13 protein-coding genes are annotated in these 14416 nt (G+C 71.7%); 9 read left to right on the top strand and 4 right to left on the bottom strand.

The genetic code is table 11. The features are described 5' to 3' along the window. The first annotated feature begins 467 nt into the window (after positions 1-467). The 6 genes from AXW62_RS19880 (at position 468) to AXW62_RS19855 (ending at position 6548) form a co-directional block, all read left to right on the top strand. Positions 468-1235, top strand: a complete 768-nt coding sequence (locus tag AXW62_RS19880) for a GntR family transcriptional regulator (protein WP_030832759.1) — start codon at positions 468-470, stop codon at positions 1233-1235. Between the two features lie 390 nt (positions 1236-1625). After that, the gene (locus AXW62_RS19875; protein ID WP_030832757.1) at positions 1626-2615 is read left to right on the top strand and encodes a sugar ABC transporter substrate-binding protein; all 990 of its coding nucleotides are present in this window, start codon (positions 1626-1628) and stop codon (positions 2613-2615) included. Next, positions 2612-3664, top strand: coding sequence for an ABC transporter permease (locus AXW62_RS19870; RefSeq protein WP_030832754.1), 1053 nt, complete (start codon positions 2612-2614; stop codon positions 3662-3664). The genes AXW62_RS19875 and AXW62_RS19870 overlap by 4 nt, the downstream gene beginning before the upstream one ends. Beyond that, positions 3661-4563: an ATP-binding cassette domain-containing protein gene (locus AXW62_RS19865; protein WP_244503351.1), complete on the top strand. Its 903-nt coding sequence runs from the start codon at positions 3661-3663 to the stop codon at positions 4561-4563. The genes AXW62_RS19870 and AXW62_RS19865 overlap by 4 nt, the downstream gene beginning before the upstream one ends. 225 nt (positions 4564-4788) lie before the next feature. Continuing rightward, positions 4789-5943: an ROK family glucokinase gene (locus tag AXW62_RS19860; protein WP_060945711.1), complete on the top strand. Its 1155-nt coding sequence runs from the start codon at positions 4789-4791 to the stop codon at positions 5941-5943. Beyond that, a complete protein-coding gene (locus tag AXW62_RS19855) occupies positions 5940-6548 on the top strand; it encodes a hypothetical protein (protein ID WP_060945710.1) in 609 nt (202 codons plus the stop codon). The genes AXW62_RS19860 and AXW62_RS19855 overlap by 4 nt, the downstream gene beginning before the upstream one ends. A 63-nt stretch (positions 6549-6611) precedes the next feature. Here the strand turns inward: AXW62_RS19855 and AXW62_RS41160 are convergent, their stop codons facing one another. From AXW62_RS41160 to AXW62_RS19835, 4 genes are all read right to left on the bottom strand, one after another. Beyond that, a complete protein-coding gene (locus AXW62_RS41160; RefSeq protein WP_079115699.1) occupies positions 6612-7190 on the bottom strand; it encodes an ATP-binding protein in 579 nt (192 codons plus the stop codon). A gap of 272 nt (positions 7191-7462) precedes the next feature. Continuing rightward, positions 7463-7867 (bottom strand): DUF779 domain-containing protein, encoded by a 405-nt coding sequence (locus tag AXW62_RS19845; RefSeq protein WP_060945709.1) that lies wholly within the window; start codon positions 7865-7867, stop codon positions 7463-7465. Beyond that, positions 7867-9384, bottom strand: a complete 1518-nt coding sequence (gene exaC / locus AXW62_RS19840; protein ID WP_060945708.1) for an acetaldehyde dehydrogenase ExaC — start codon at positions 9382-9384, stop codon at positions 7867-7869. The genes AXW62_RS19845 and exaC overlap by 1 nt, the downstream gene beginning before the upstream one ends. Before the next feature lie 221 nt (positions 9385-9605). Beyond that, complete coding sequence (locus AXW62_RS19835) at positions 9606-10844, bottom strand: helix-turn-helix domain-containing protein (RefSeq protein ID WP_060945707.1); 1239 nt, start codon at positions 10842-10844, stop codon at positions 9606-9608. Between the two features lie 227 nt (positions 10845-11071). Here AXW62_RS19835 and AXW62_RS19830 point away from each other — a divergent pair, with 227 nt between their 5' ends. Genes AXW62_RS19830 through AXW62_RS19820 form a run of 3 tightly spaced genes read left to right on the top strand, consistent with a single transcriptional unit; the run spans position 11072 to position 14388 of the window. Continuing rightward, a complete protein-coding gene (locus tag AXW62_RS19830) occupies positions 11072-12346 on the top strand; it encodes an iron-containing alcohol dehydrogenase (RefSeq protein WP_060945706.1) in 1275 nt (424 codons plus the stop codon). A 10-nt stretch (positions 12347-12356) separates the two neighbouring features. Then, positions 12357-13733, top strand: a complete 1377-nt coding sequence (locus AXW62_RS19825; RefSeq protein WP_060945705.1) for a MadS family sensor histidine kinase — start codon at positions 12357-12359, stop codon at positions 13731-13733. After that, the gene (locus AXW62_RS19820) at positions 13723-14388 is read left to right on the top strand and encodes a MadR family response regulator transcription factor (RefSeq protein WP_060945704.1); all 666 of its coding nucleotides are present in this window, start codon (positions 13723-13725) and stop codon (positions 14386-14388) included. Before AXW62_RS19825 ends, AXW62_RS19820 begins: the two co-directional genes overlap by 11 nt. Positions 14389-14416 lie beyond the last annotated feature (28 nt).

Here is a 14416-nt window from a genome sequence, read left to right as displayed (position 1 = left end):
GTCGACCCACCCGGACGGAACAGGACGACCAACGACGACGTCGCCGGGCCCCGGCCGACACGTTTCCCGGGTCAGTGGCCGCCTCCNGGGACGGCCGCACTCCGCACCCCGTACGGCGGCGGGACCACCGACTCCGCCGCCGCGCCGCGCGGGGACGCGAGCCGTCCGTCGTCCTGGGACGCGGGCCGCCGAGCTGTCCAGGGGCGCGGGCCGCCGCGCTGTCCAGGGGCGCGGGCCGTCCGTCGTCCTGGGACGCGGGCCGCCGCGCTGTCCAGGGACGCGAGCCGTCCGTCGTCCAGGGACGCGGGCCGCCGCGCCGCGCGGGGACGCGAGCCGCCGGGTCGGCCGCCGAGGGGGCTGACAGCGTTGTCGTCCGCGCGCCGGCGCCCCCGCGCGTCGTTTGTCCGGACAACAGAACTTCACGACTTCCCGTCATGTGCTCATCCGGATACCCTCGGCCCGTGGCTATGGAGGAAGAAGACTCTTCGGGCGGGGCGGAGGCGCTCCAGCTGAGTGTCGACCGCAGCAGTCCGGTCCCGCTGTACTTCCAGCTGTCCCAGCAGCTCGAGGCGGCGATCGAGCAGGGGCGGCTGGCGCCCGGGAGCCTGCTCGGCAATGAGATCGAGCTGGCCGGACGGCTCGGACTGTCCCGCCCCACCGTCCGCCAGGCCATCCAGTCACTGGTCGACAAGGGGCTGCTGGTGCGCCGCCGGGGCGTGGGCACCCAGGTGGTGCACAGCCAGGTCAAGCGTCCGCTGGAGCTGAGCAGTCTCTACGACGATCTGGAGGCGGCCGGTCAGCGCCCCGCCACCCGGGTGCTGCGGAACACCACCGAGCCCGCGACCGCCGAGGTCGCCGCCGCGCTCGGCGTCGCCGAGGGCGCCGAGGTGGCGCTGATCGAGCGGCTGCGGCTGGCGCACGGCGAGCCCATGGCCCATCTGCGCAACCACCTCCCGGTGGGCCTGCTCGCGCTGGACAGCGCCGAGCTGGAGGGCACCGGGCTCTACCGGCTGATGCGCGCGGCCGGGATCACCCTGCACAGCGCCCGCCAGGCGGTCGGCGCCCGTGCGGCCACGGCCGAGGAGGGGGAGCGGCTCGGCGAGCCGGCGGGGGCGCCGCTGCTGACCATGGAGCGTACGACCTTCGACGACACCGGCCGGGCGGTGGAGTTCGGCTCGCACACCTACCGGGCCTCGCGCTACGCCTTCGAGTTCCAGCTGCTGGTGCGGCCCTGAGCGGCTGCCCCGGACCCCCGTGAGCGGGCGGGGCCGGAAGCGTCGCCGGGCGGGCGACGGCGGCAGCCGTCCCCGCCACCCGCTTGACGTGGCCCGCGCCCCCGGCTACAAGTCCCCCAGCCGCCATGGGGCGGCCGGGAGGGGAGGCGGACCCAGCTGAGTCCGGCACCTTCGGCACCTCCGGCCCGAACGCCGGAGGGCGGCCGGCCGGCGCACCCGGCCCGCCGGCACCCGCCGACCACCCGGGACGTCCCGGCGGTGACCGGTGACGGATACTTGGCGGCGGCCGGGCCCGATCTTGCGGTGCCCGGCCGCGAAGGTGACAGCGGGACGAACACACAGTGAGAAGGGCGGGTCTTCGTGGCGAAGGTGCGGAGAGGAGCACGCGCGATGACCGCGGCCGTGCTCGCGGCGGTGCTGGGTACGGCCCTGGCCGGCTGCAGCAGTACGGGCGGCAAGCGTGCCGAGGAACGGGCCGCCCGGGAGGCGGCCGCCGGCGGCCGGGCGGCGGTCAACACCCCGAAGTGGACCTTCGCCATGGTCACCCACTCCGGCGACGGTGACACCTTCTGGGACATCGTGCAGAGCGGCGCCAAGCAGGCCGCCGTCAAGGACAACATCCGGTTCCTCTACGCCCACAACGAGGAGGGCAAGGAGCAGGCCCAGCTGGTCCAGTCCTACCTCGACCAGAAGGTGGACGGCCTGATCGTCACCCTCGCCAAGCCGGACGCGATGAAGGCCGTGATGAAGAAGGCCCGGAAGGCCGGGATACCGGTGATCACCGTGAACTCCGGCTCCGAGGAGTCCAAGGCGTTCGGCGCGCTCACCCACGTCGGCCAGGACGAGACGATCGCGGGCGAGGCCGTCGGCGACGAGCTGAACAAGCGGGGCCGCAAGAAGGCCCTGTGCGTGCTCCACGAACAGGGCAACGTCGGCCACGAGCAGCGCTGCGACGGTGCGGCCAAGACCTTCGACGGCAAGCTGGAGAAGATCTACGTCGAGGGCACCAACATGCCCGATGTGCAGTCCTCGATCGAGGCCAAGCTCCAGTCGGACAAGGACATCGACACCGTGCTCACCCTCGGCGCGCCCTTCGCGGACACCGCCGTCAAGGCGGCCGGCCAGGCGGGCAGCAAGGCCGAGATCGACACCTTCGACCTCAACGCCAAGGTCGCCGCCGGGCTCCAGAGCGGCACCCTCGGCTTCGCCGTGGACCAGCAGCCGTACCTCCAGGGCTACGAGGCCGTGGACCTGCTGTGGCTCAACCGCTACAACGCCGATGTGCTCGGTGGCGGCAAGCCGGTGCTGACCGGGCCGCAGATCGTCACCAAGGACGACGCCGCCGAGCTGGCGGCGTACACCAAGCGGGGGACCCGATGAGCGCACAGGCACCACCCGCCGGCGAGGACCTCACGGCCGGCCGGCCGGTGCGCGGCTCGCTGCCGCGCCGGCTCGCCGGCCGGCCGGAGCTGGGCGCGGTCGTCGGCGCCGTCGCCGTCTTCGTCTTCTTCTCGGTCGTCGCCGACGCCTTCCTCCAGTGGTCGAGCTTCAGCACCGTGCTGTACGCCTCCTCGACCATCGGGATCATGGCGGTGCCGGTCGCGCTGCTGATGATCGGCGGGGAGTTCGACCTGTCGACCGGGGTCCTGGTGACCAGCTCGGCGCTGATCTCCTCGATGTTCTCGTACCAGATGACGGCGAATGTCTGGGTCGGCGTCGGGGTGTCCCTGCTGGCCACCCTCGCGATCGGCTTCTTCAACGGCTATCTGCTGGTCCGTACCAACCTGCCGAGCTTCATCATCACGCTCGGCACCTTCCTGATCCTCCAGGGCTGCAACCTGGGCTTCACCAAGCTGATCAGCGACACGGTCTCCACCAAGAGCATCTCCGACATGGAGGGCTTCCCCTCCGCGCGCAAGGTCTTCGCCTCGCATCTGACCATCGGCGACGTCGAGGTGCAGATCACCGTTGTGTGGTGGTTCGCCCTGATCGCGCTCGCCACCTGGATCCTGCTGCGCACCCGCGCCGGGAACTGGATCTTCGCGGTGGGCGGTGCCAAGGAGGCGGCGCGGGCGGTCGGCGTACCGGTGGAGCGCACCAAGATCGGCCTCTATATGGGGGTCGCGCTGGCCGCCTGGATCTCCGGACAGCATCTGCTGTTCAACTACGACGTCGTCCAGTCCGGCGAGGGCGTGGGCAATGAGCTGCTCTACATCATCGCGGCCGTCATCGGCGGCTGTCTGCTGACCGGCGGCTACGGTTCGGCGGTCGGCGCGGCCGTCGGCGCGTTCATCTTCGGCATGACCAACAAGGGCATCGTGTACGCGCAGTGGGGCGCCGACTGGTTCAAGTTCTTCCTCGGGGCGATGCTGCTGCTCGCCACGCTGCTCAACTGGTGGGTCCGCAAGCGGGCGGAGGAGAGCAAATGAGCGAGAACCAGGCATCCCAGGAATCCCAGGAATCCCAGGAATCCCAGGTGTCCGAGGCGTCCCCGGCGTCCGAGGCATCCCCGGCGTCCCGGACGGCCCTGGTCGCGCTGCGCGAGATCAGCAAGTACTACGGCAACGTCAAGGCCCTGGACGGCGTCTCCCTCGAGGTGCACGCCGGGGAGATCACCTGCGTCCTCGGGGACAACGGCGCGGGCAAGTCCACCCTCATCAAGATCGTCGCGGGGCTGCACCAGCACGACGGCGGCACCTTCACCATCGAGGGGGAGGAGACCCGGCTCGGCTCCCCGCGCGAGGCCCTCGACCGGGGTATCGCCACGGTCTACCAGGACCTCGCCGTGGTCCCGCTGATGCCGGTGTGGCGGAACTTCTTCCTCGGCTCCGAACTCCACAAGGGCCGCGGACCGCTCCGGCGCCTGGACGTGGAGACGATGCGCGCCACGACCCACCGGGAACTGCTGCGCATGGGCATCGACCTGCGCGATGTCGACCAGCCCATCGGCACCCTCTCCGGCGGTCAGCGCCAGTGCGTGGCCATCGCCCGCGCGGTCCACTTCGGCGCGAAGGTGCTCATCCTGGACGAGCCGACCGCCGCGCTGGGCGTCAAGCAGTCGGGCGTGGTGCTCAAGTACGTCGCGGCCGCCCGGGACGCGGGCCTCGGCGTGGTGCTCATCACCCACAACCCGCACCACGCCTATCTCGTCGGCGACCGCTTCGTGCTGCTCAAGCGCGGCACCATGGCGGGCAGCCACGCCAAGGACGAGATCGCCCTGGAGGAGCTGACCCGGCAGATGGCGGGCGGCAGCGAGCTGGAACAGCTCAGCCACGAGCTGGCCCGCACCCCCGCCCCCGACCTGTCGGAAGGTGTCGCCAAGGGCTGACCGGCCGGGTCCGCGGCCGCGTCCGGTGTCTCCCCGCGGGCCGGGCGCCGTAGGCTCGCCATGCGGCGTGAGGCACGGGTGAGGCACAATCGCACGGCGGGCCACACCCGCCACGACCGACGCACCCGAGGCCCCGGCCTCCCGAGACCCCCGCAGGGACGACGAACTCTTGCGAGCACGCACCCGCAGCGACCGCACCCCCCACACCGGCGAGGGGGCCGGCCGATGAGCATCTACCGCGAACGAGTGCACCGGGGCTCGGCCCGGGCCACCGTGCTGCGGACCGTGGGCACCCGCGAGCGCCGCTCGCACCTCACCGCGCCCCGGGTGCCCACGGTCGGTATCGACATCGGCGGCACCAAGGTGATGGCCGGGGTGGTCGACGCCGACGGCAACATCCTGGAGAAGCGGCGCGCCGAGACACCGGACAAGTCCAAGAGCCCCAAGGTCGTCGAGGACACCATCACCGAACTGGTCCTGGACCTCTCCGACCGGCACGATGTGCACGCCGTGGGCATCGGCGCCGCGGGCTGGGTGGACGCCGACCGCAACCGCGTGCTGTTCGCGCCGCATCTGTCCTGGCGCAACGAGCCGCTGCGCGACCGGCTCGCGGCGCGGCTCGCCGTCCCGGTCATGGTGGACAACGACGCCAACGCCGCCGCGTGGGCGGAGTGGCGGTTCGGCGCCGGACGCGGCGAGGACCATCTGGTCATGATCACCCTGGGCACCGGGATCGGCGGTGCGATCCTGGAGGACGGCCAGGTCAAGCGGGGCAAGTACGGGGTCGCGGGGGAGTTCGGCCATATGCAGGTCGTCCCGGCCGGGCACCGCTGCCCCTGCGGCAACCGCGGCTGCTGGGAGCAGTACAGCTCCGGCAACGCCCTGGTCCGCGAGGCGCGCGAACTGGCCGCCGCCGAATCGCCGGTGGCGTACGGGATCACCGACCGGGTCGGCGGCAACATCCAGGAGATCACCGGACCGCTGATCACCGAGCTGGCCCGGCAGGGCGACGCCATGTGCGTCGAACTGCTCCAGGACATCGGCCAGTGGCTCGGCGTCGGCATCGCCAACCTGGCCGCCGCCCTCGACCCCTCCTGCTTCGTCATCGGCGGCGGCGTCAGCGCCGCCGACGACCTGCTGATCGGCCCCGCCCGGGACGCCTTCCGGCGCACCCTCACCGGCCGCGGCTACCGCCCGGAGGCCCGGATCGTCAAGGCGCAGCTCGGCCCGGAGGCCGGGATGGTCGGCGCCGCCGACCTCGCCCGGCTCGTCGCCCGCCGCTTCCGCCGCGCCAACCGCCGCCGCGTCGAGCGGTACGAGCGCGCCGGGTCCTCCTCCCCGCTGCGGCTGGCGCCGCGCAGCCAGGCAGGCCGCGAATGACCGCCGCCGAGCAGCGCCCCGCGCCGGGCGCCGTCCCGCCGGACCGCGGCAGCGGCGCCGCCGAGCGCCCCGGACCGGCCGGCGGCGCGGGGGGACGTGCGCCCCGCCGCTGGCTCAAGGCCCTGGCGATCTTCCTGCTGATCACGATCCCGGCGGGCTATCTGGTGATCTCCGCCATCCAGAGCCGCAACGGCGGTGAGGACAAGGCGGAGGCGGCGTCGGCCAAGGGGCTCACCGAGGGCTGGCCCACCAGGGTGCAGCGGCGCATCTACGACGTACCGATCCCGGCCTACTCGGCGGACGTGGCCTTCTACGAGACCAACTCCTGGGACACCAGCCGGCTGTATGTGCAGTTCATCACCTCCCGCGACGGCCTCGGCCGGTTCCTGGACCGGATCGGCACCGAGCCGTCCGCCCTGCGGGACGGTGAGGTGACCATCGGCGTCAAGCAGGCCGAAAAGGTCGGCTGGCGGCTGGGCTCCGGACAGGACTGGTCAGGAATGGTCTTCAAACAGAAGGAGCCCCAGCCCGAGCTGGCGATCACGGTCAACCGCGATAACCCAGCGCATCCGAAGGTGTACGTCGTCTCCACGGTGACGCCGTAGCCCACGCGCCTCGGTCGCCCGCGAGGCGACCCGTGTGCGCCACTCCGTACCTCGCCTCCCGCCTCACACGCCGGCGGGAACCGGTTCGGGGACCGACGAGTGGAGGACCACGTCGACGCGCCGGCCGAGAGGCCACTGGTCAACGCGGACCTCATGGGCCAGGCACCCGACGATGGCCATCCCCCGGCCGTGCTCCTCCAGGTCGGCGGCCCGGGGACGGGACGAGCCGGCCGGGGCGCCGGAGTCGGTTACGGAGATCCGCAGCACCCCGGGGAGCACACACAGGTGGACGGTCATCTCGCGGCGGCCGTGCTGAGCGGCGTTCGCGGCGAGTTCGGCGACGATGAGTTCCGCGGCTTCCCGGTCGTCGGCGGGCAGCCGCCACTGGGCCAGGATCGCCCGGACGCAGTGGCGCGCCACCGGCACCCATGAGATCTCGGCGGGCAGCGCCAGGACGGCCCGGCCACCGGAGGTGGCGCGGGAGCCGCCGGTAACAGGGGCCGGCGGTGCCTGCTCACCGAAGCCGGCGGGCGGGGAAGCGGGCCGGACCGCCGGGTGGGGCCTGGCGGCGCGATCCCCGGTGGACCAGTGTTCGCGTCCGCGGGGACCGGTGATGGTCACGGGGAGGAGGGAAGTGTTCATGATCGGTCCTGGGACAGGCTGGAAGCGATATGGCGTGCGTGGCCTGATCGCTGCCTCCCACGCTATGCGGGGCGGGCGCGCTCCGTAGCTAGGCGTCGGGGCACCAGCCACCCCTCCTTTCGGAGGGGGAGACCCTGGTGCCGAAGCACGGGCGAGGGGCCGGACACCAGGTGACGCCGTTGGCAGGTGCCCGGCCCCGCTGCCACCACCCCCTGTGCCGGCGCGGTGGCCGTCGCGCCCTCGGTGTGCCCCCGGCGCGCCGCCCCGCCGGGTCACCCCGCGATGTCCGCCCCGGTCGGCAGGGGCGGCTCCGCCAGGACGCGTTCCCATTCCTCGTCGGTGAGGACCCGGGACCGGAGCAGGAAGCGCACGCCCTCGGGGGCTTCGAGGGAGAAGCCGCTGCCCCGGCCGGGCACCACGTCGATGGTGAGGTGGGTGTGCCGCCAGTAGGCGTACTGATCGGCGCTCATCCAGAACGGTGTGTCCCCGGCGACCTCGCCCAGCAGGACGTCCGCGGCGCCGACCCGGAACTCGCCGCGCGGGTAGCACATGGGGGCGCTGCCGTCACAGCAGCCGCCGGACTGGTGGAACATCAACGGGCCGTGACGTGCGGTCAGGAGCCGCACCAAGGTCTGGGCGGCATCGGTCAGGGCCACTCGCGTCACCCGGGTGCCCATCAGAACAGGCCGAGCTTCCGCTCCGAGTAACTGACCAGGAGGTTCTTGGTCTGCTGGTAGTGGTCGAGCATCATCTTGTGGGTCTCGCGGCCGATACCGGAGCCCTTGTAGCCGCCGAAGGCCGCGTGGGCCGGGTAGGCGTGGTAGCAGTTGGTCCACACCCGGCCGGCCTTGATCTCACGGCCGAGGCGGTAGGCGTGGTTGCCGTTGCGGGACCAGACGCCGGCACCGAGGCCGTAGAGCGTGTCGTTGGCGATCTTGATGGCCTCTTCGGGGGAGTCGAAGGTGGTGACCGAGACCACCGGGCCGAAGATCTCCTCCTGGAAGATCCGCATGTCGTTGGTGCCCCTGAAGACGGTCGGCTCGACGTAGAAGCCGCCCTCCAGGCCGGGCACGCTGCGCGGCGTGCCGCCGGTGAGGAGTTCGGCCCCCTCCTTCTTGCCGATGTCGATGTAGGACAGGATCTTCTCGAACTGGTCGTTGCTGGCCTGGGCGCCGATCATGGTTTGCGGATCGAGCGGGTCACCGCCCTTGATGGCCTTGGTGCGCTCCAGAGCGCGGGACATGAACTCGTCGTAGATGGAGGAGGCGATCAGGGCCCGGGAAGGGCAGGTGCATACCTCGCCCTGGTTCACCGCGAACATCACGAAGCCCTCGACGGCCTTGTCCAGATAGCTGTCGTCGGCGGCCAGCACGTCGGGCAGGAAGATGTTCGGGCTCTTGCCGCCCAGTTCCAGGGTGACCGGGATGATGTTCTCGGACGCGTACTGCATGATCAGCCGGCCGGTGGTGGTCTCACCGGTGAAGGCGATCTTGGCGATCCGCGGGCTGGAGGCGAGCGGCTTGCCGGCCTCGACGCCGAAGCCGTTGACCACGTTGACCACGCCCGGCGGAAGCAGGTCGGCGATCAGCTCGATGACCTTCAGCAGGCTGACCGGGGTCTGCTCGGCCGGCTTGATCACCACGCAGTTGCCGGCCGCCAGGGCGGGGGCGAGTTTCCACGCCGCCATCAGGATCGGGAAGTTCCACGGGATGATCTGTCCGACCACGCCGAGGGGCTCGTGAAAGTGGTAGGCGACGGTGTCCTCGTCGATTTGGCCGACGGTGCCCTCCTGGCCGCGCACCACGCCCGCGAAGTAGCGGAAATGATCGGCGGCGAGTGGGATGTCGACGTTCAGGGTCTCCCGGACGGGCTTGCCGTTCTCCCAGGTCTCGGCAACGGCGATCTTCTCCAGGTTCTCTTCGATGCGGTCCGCGATCCGGTTGAGGACGCCGGCCCGCTCGGCGACGGAGGTACGGCCCCAGCGGTCGGCCGCGGCGTGGGCGGCGTCCAGCGCGAGTTCGACATCGGCGGCCGAGGAACGGGCGACCTCGCAGAAGACCTTGCCGTCCACCGGCGACGGGTTCTCGAAGTAGCGGCCCTCCACGGGAGCGACCCAGTCTCCTCCGATGAAGTTGTCGTAGCGGCGGGCGAAGTCGACGATGCTGCCCGCTGTTCCCGGCTGCGCGTACACCATGGCGGCTCTCCTCGGAGGTGGGTGCGAGTGTGGTGGTGCGAACGGCCCGCGCCGCCCGCGCCGGCGCTCACTGTGGCCCCCGGGGGTTGGCACGAGGTTGGCACGGCCGTCCCGGCACGCTGGTTGCGCGGCTCACCGCGGTGACCGCGCCGCCGACCGCCGCATACGATCACCGGTGACCGAGCCGGACGCGAGCCCCGGCCGGCGGCAGGCGCCGCGGATCAGTCGCGCAGCGCCGTGCTCAGCCGCCCGGCCGCGATCGCGCGGCGTGTGTCACCCCGGCCGAGCATGCGCAGCGCGTGCTCGTGCACCTCCGCGTCGTACGGGGCACGCTCGCCGTAGCGCAGGGCGTGCTCCGGGCGGGTGCTCGCCAGCACCGCCTCTCGTACGGCCACTTCCAGGTGCGTACGCCACTCCTCGATACCCGGCGCCGCCGAGCGCGGAAGCAGCGGGCCGCGGTAGAGGCGCAGAGCGGTCTCCACGTCACCGTTCTCCAGGGCGCGCAACACGTCCACGGCATCGCAGGACACGGGCGTGGTCAGCGCGTAGCGGCGGGTGGCGATGCCGCCTCCGAGGGCCCGGCGCAGGTGGGAGATCTCCGCCTTGAACGTGGAGGCGCTGACGGGTCGCTCACCGTACAGGGCCTCGCGCAGCCGCTCCGGCGGGAATCCGTCCGGTTCGAGGGCGAGCAGGGTCAGGATCTCCAACTGCCTGGGCCGCACCCGAAGGGGCCGGCCATCACACCGGGCCTGCTCCGCACCCAGGCAGGTCAGGCGTACCTGGTCCGGAGTGCCGTGGGTCCGGCGGGGCGGCTCGGCGTGGAGCCGGGCCTCGATGGCGGACACCAGCGAGCGCACGGTGGACATGGCCAGGGGGTTCGAGCGGTCCCATGTGGTGGACATGTCCAGAACACCGAGGACGCGACCGTCCGGCCCGTGGACGGGGGCGCAGTAGCAGACCCAGCCGTGCAGGGCCGTCACCAGGTGTTCGGCGGAGAAGACGGAGCTGGGACGACCGGTGCGCAGGGCGAGGGAGAGCGCGTTCGTACCCATGGCCTGCTCGTGCCACCATCCGCCGGGCGCGAAGTTGACACGCTCGGCCCGGTGGCGCATGGTCCGGCCGCCGCATGTCCACAGGATGGTGCCGGACTCGTCGGTGACCGCGGTGACGAACCCGGCGTCGTCGGCGACACCGCGCAGTTCGTCGGCGAGATCGTGGACCGGCTCGCGCAGCGGCGAGTTGGCCCAACGGTGCGCCACCGTGCCGCCGTCGGTGACCGGGGCGCTGTCACGGCCGGGGTCCACGCTGCTGAGCGAGCGCGCCCAGGACTCGGTCACCTCATGGCGCAACGCGTCGGCGCCGCCCGGCGCCGGCCCGGCGGTCCTCAGCCGCGGTACCAGGCGGGACCACTCGCTCTCCAGCGCGGCCCGGCGCTGCCGGAGGTCACTGCGGTGTGACATGGGTGTTTCCCCTGTCGTCGAACGGGGACTGTCGGCATATTCTCCGCGAGAACTCCGTCGGCGCACCTCTCCGGTCGGACGGTTTTCCCTGTGCCGACGGACAGGTGCCCTGCCCGGACAGCCGCGCCTACCTTGGCCTTCTTGTCCGACGAGAGTGTTATGGGGCCGTCGAGTGTTAGGGTTCACATGGAGTCTGCGTTGGGGTTGGAGCGTCCCTGGGAGGCAGTATGTCGCTCGCGTCCAGCGCTGTGAGGGTCGGCAACAGTGATTGCAGCGCCGATTGGAGCACGGCCGAGCGCCACGGTGAGCTGCTGGGGCCCCAGGAGACGAACACCGATGTGGCGCCCCGGACCACCCGGCTGGCCAAGTTCCACGTTCCCGAGATCGTATTCGGGCCCGGATCGCTCGCTGAGCTGGGGCACTGTACGCAGCGTCTCGGCAGCCGCCGCCCGTTTCTGGTCACCGACCCCGGACTGATCGAGGCCGGCTGGACGGACGAGGCGGTCGGACATCTGCGGCGGGTGGGCTTGCGGCCCGTCGTCTGGTCCGGCCTCACTCCCAACCCCAAGGACCACGAGGTCCAGGCCGCCTTCGAGCGGTATGCGGAGAGCGGCTGCGACGTGATCGTCGGGGTGGGCGGTGGCTCGGTCATCGATGCCGCCAAGGGCGTGGCCATCCTGTCCGGCAACGGCGGGCACATTCTCGACTACGCGGGTGTGGACCAGGTCGTGCAGCCCATCCCGCCGACCGTGATGGTGCCGTCCACGTCCGGCACCGGGGCGGACGTGTCACAGTTCGCCATCGTCACCGACACCACCCAGCACATCAAGATCAGTATCGTCAGCCGCACGCTGGTTCCGGACATCTCGGTGATCGATCCGCGTCTGCTGACCACCATGCCGGAGTGGCTCAACGCGGCGACCGGTCTGGACGCCCTGACCCACGCCATCGAGGCGTTCGTGTCCCGGGCGCACAACCCCCTGACGGACAACCACGCCCTCTACGCGGTGAAGCTGATCACCGGCAACCTGATACGGACCCAGGTACAGCCGAAGAACGTCGCCGCCCGGCTGGCCATGGCCCAGGCCGCCCTGGAGGCCGGCATGGCCTTCACCAACGCGATCCTGGGCGCGACCCATGCCATGAGCCACCAGGTCGGCGGACTGCTGGACGCCCCGCACGGCGTGGTCAACGGCGTCCTGCTGCCCCATGTCATCCGGTTCAACGCCGAGGCGTGGCCGGAACGGTTCGTGGCGCTGGGCGCGGCGGCCGGCCTGCCGACCGCCGGTGTTCCCCCGCGCGAGGTGGCCGGGCAGCTCGCGGACCTGGTGCGCGCGCTCGCGGACGACCTCGGCGTTCCGAAGAGTCTGGCGAGCCTGGGGGTCGCCGGAGGCGACGTGCCCGTGCTGGCCCGCACCACGTTGAAGGACGCCTGCATGGCCACCAATCCCCGGGATGTCGGCCTGCGGGACGTCGAGCAACTGTTCCGCGAAGCCCTGTGAGGCGATCCGAGTGAGCCTCCCCGAAAGGTCCTCCCAGGACGCCGACCTGGGGGTGCTCACCGGACTGCGGTCCGGTAAGCGGTCGTTCTACCCGGCGTACGTCCGCTCGGCCGAGCGGCTGGAGCGGACGGTGGAGGCGCTCGACGGGATCTCCCGGGCCCTGGTGCGCACCGCGGAGGGCCCGCGTGCCCTGGTCGAGGCGGTCGTACGGACGGCGGCCGAGCACCTGCAGGCCCGCTGGCTGCTGCTGGCGGTCGCGGACGGGGCGTTGCGCGCGGCCCGCCCGCGGTTCCTGCTCTACGCCGACGACGTGCTGATCGACAACGAGACCCGGATGCCCGCCGAGGTGCGGGAGCATCTGGTCGTGCTGCGCAGCCGCCCCTGGGAGGCCGGCACACCGGACCGGGGCCGGGACTGGGTACGTGCGCCGATGACCCTCGACGACGAGCCGGTCGGCGGGATCGCGGCGGTGCCCGGCCCCGGTGTCGAGGTGGCCGACACCGATCTGGCGATCCTGCGGGTGCTGGCCAACCAGGCCGCGGTGGCGCTGCACCACACCTTTCTGTTCCACGCGGCGACCACCCTGCGGGGGCGGGCGGAGGAGTTGTCCGAGGCGGCCGAGAGGCAGGCCCGGGACCTGGCCGCGCGCAGCGCCGAGCTGGCCGAGACACAGGCACGGCTGCTGGACGTGCTGCAACGACAGGCGCTCGACGACGAGCGGCGCCGCATCGCCCGCGAACTGCACGACAGCGTCTCCCAGTACGTCCTCAGCGCGGGGATGACCGTCGAGGTGTGCCGGGCGGAGCTGGAGGCGCTGGGCGGACCGGCCGCGGACATCGCCGAGCGGCTGGTCGGCGCCAAAGACCTCAACCGGCAGGCCGTGGAGCGGCTGCGCGCCGCGATCTACGCCCTCCAGCACACGTCGCAGGAGCCCACCGGGCCCCTCCCGGTGATGCTGGAGCACCTGTCGACGGTCCATCTGACCACGGATCTCGATGTGCGGGTACAGGTGACGGGCACCCCGGTGCCGTTGCCGCCGGAGGCGGAGCAGTCGGTCCTGCGGATGACCGGAGAGGCCCTGTTCAACTCCGCCACGCACGGCAAGGCCGGGCGGGCCCGGGTGCGGCTGCGGTATCTGTCCGAGGCCCTCGTGCTGACCGTGTCCGACGACGGCTGCGGCGATCCGGCCCAACTGCGCCGGGCGCTGCGGCTGTCCAGGGCCACCGATCTGGCCGGCCGGCACCGGGGACTGGCGAACATGGTCGCCAGAGCGGAGCAGCTCGGCGGCAGACTGTCCATCCGCCGGTCGGGCATGGGCGGCGTGCTGCTGCGGGTCGACATCCCGCTGCCGGCGAACCATTCTCAGGAGGCAGTGGATGACCACTGAACAGCGAGCCACGGTGCCCACACAGGTCCAGCGGATCGTCCTGGTGGACGACCACGCGATCGTCCGGCAGGGCCTGAGGACGATTCTGGAGCGAGAGGACGACCTGGAGGTGGTCGGGGAGGCGAGCACGGCCACCGAGGCGGCAGCCGTCATCGAGCGGACCGGCCCGTCGATCGTGCTGCTCGACCTGAAACTGTCCACGGCCGCCGACACCGAGGGCCTGGACCTGTGCGCCCGGCTCACCCAGCGGCACCCGGGCCTGGCGGTGCTGGTGCTCACCACGTTCCTCGACGACTCCCTGGTGGTGGAGGCGATCCAGCACGGTGCGCGCGGATACGTCGTCAAGGACGTGGACACCACCGAGCTGCTGCGCTCCATCCGCGCGGTCGCCCGTAACGAGAGTGCCTTCGACTCGCACGCGGCGGCGGCGATGGTGCGGTCGATGCGCGTGCAGCCGGACCGGCCGAAGTTCACCGAACGGGAGCTCAAGGTGGTGCGGCTGCTCGCCCACGGGCTGAGCAACCGGGCGATCGGCGCGGAGCTGTACATATCCGAGACCACGGTGAAGTTCCATGTGCGCAACATCATGCGAAAGACGGAGGCGGGCAGCCGCGCGGAAGTGGTCTACGAGGCCAGCAAGCTGGGCGTGATCTGAGACGGGCAAGGAGGGGGCCGGAACCGGT

The sequence above is a fragment of the Streptomyces hygroscopicus subsp. hygroscopicus genome (assembly GCF_001553455.1).
In the GTDB taxonomy this organism is placed as follows: Bacteria; Actinomycetota; Actinomycetes; order Streptomycetales; family Streptomycetaceae; genus Streptomyces; species Streptomyces hygroscopicus.
Note: the sequence above shows the minus strand (reverse complement) of the source record. Positions and strands in the feature narration are given on the sequence as shown.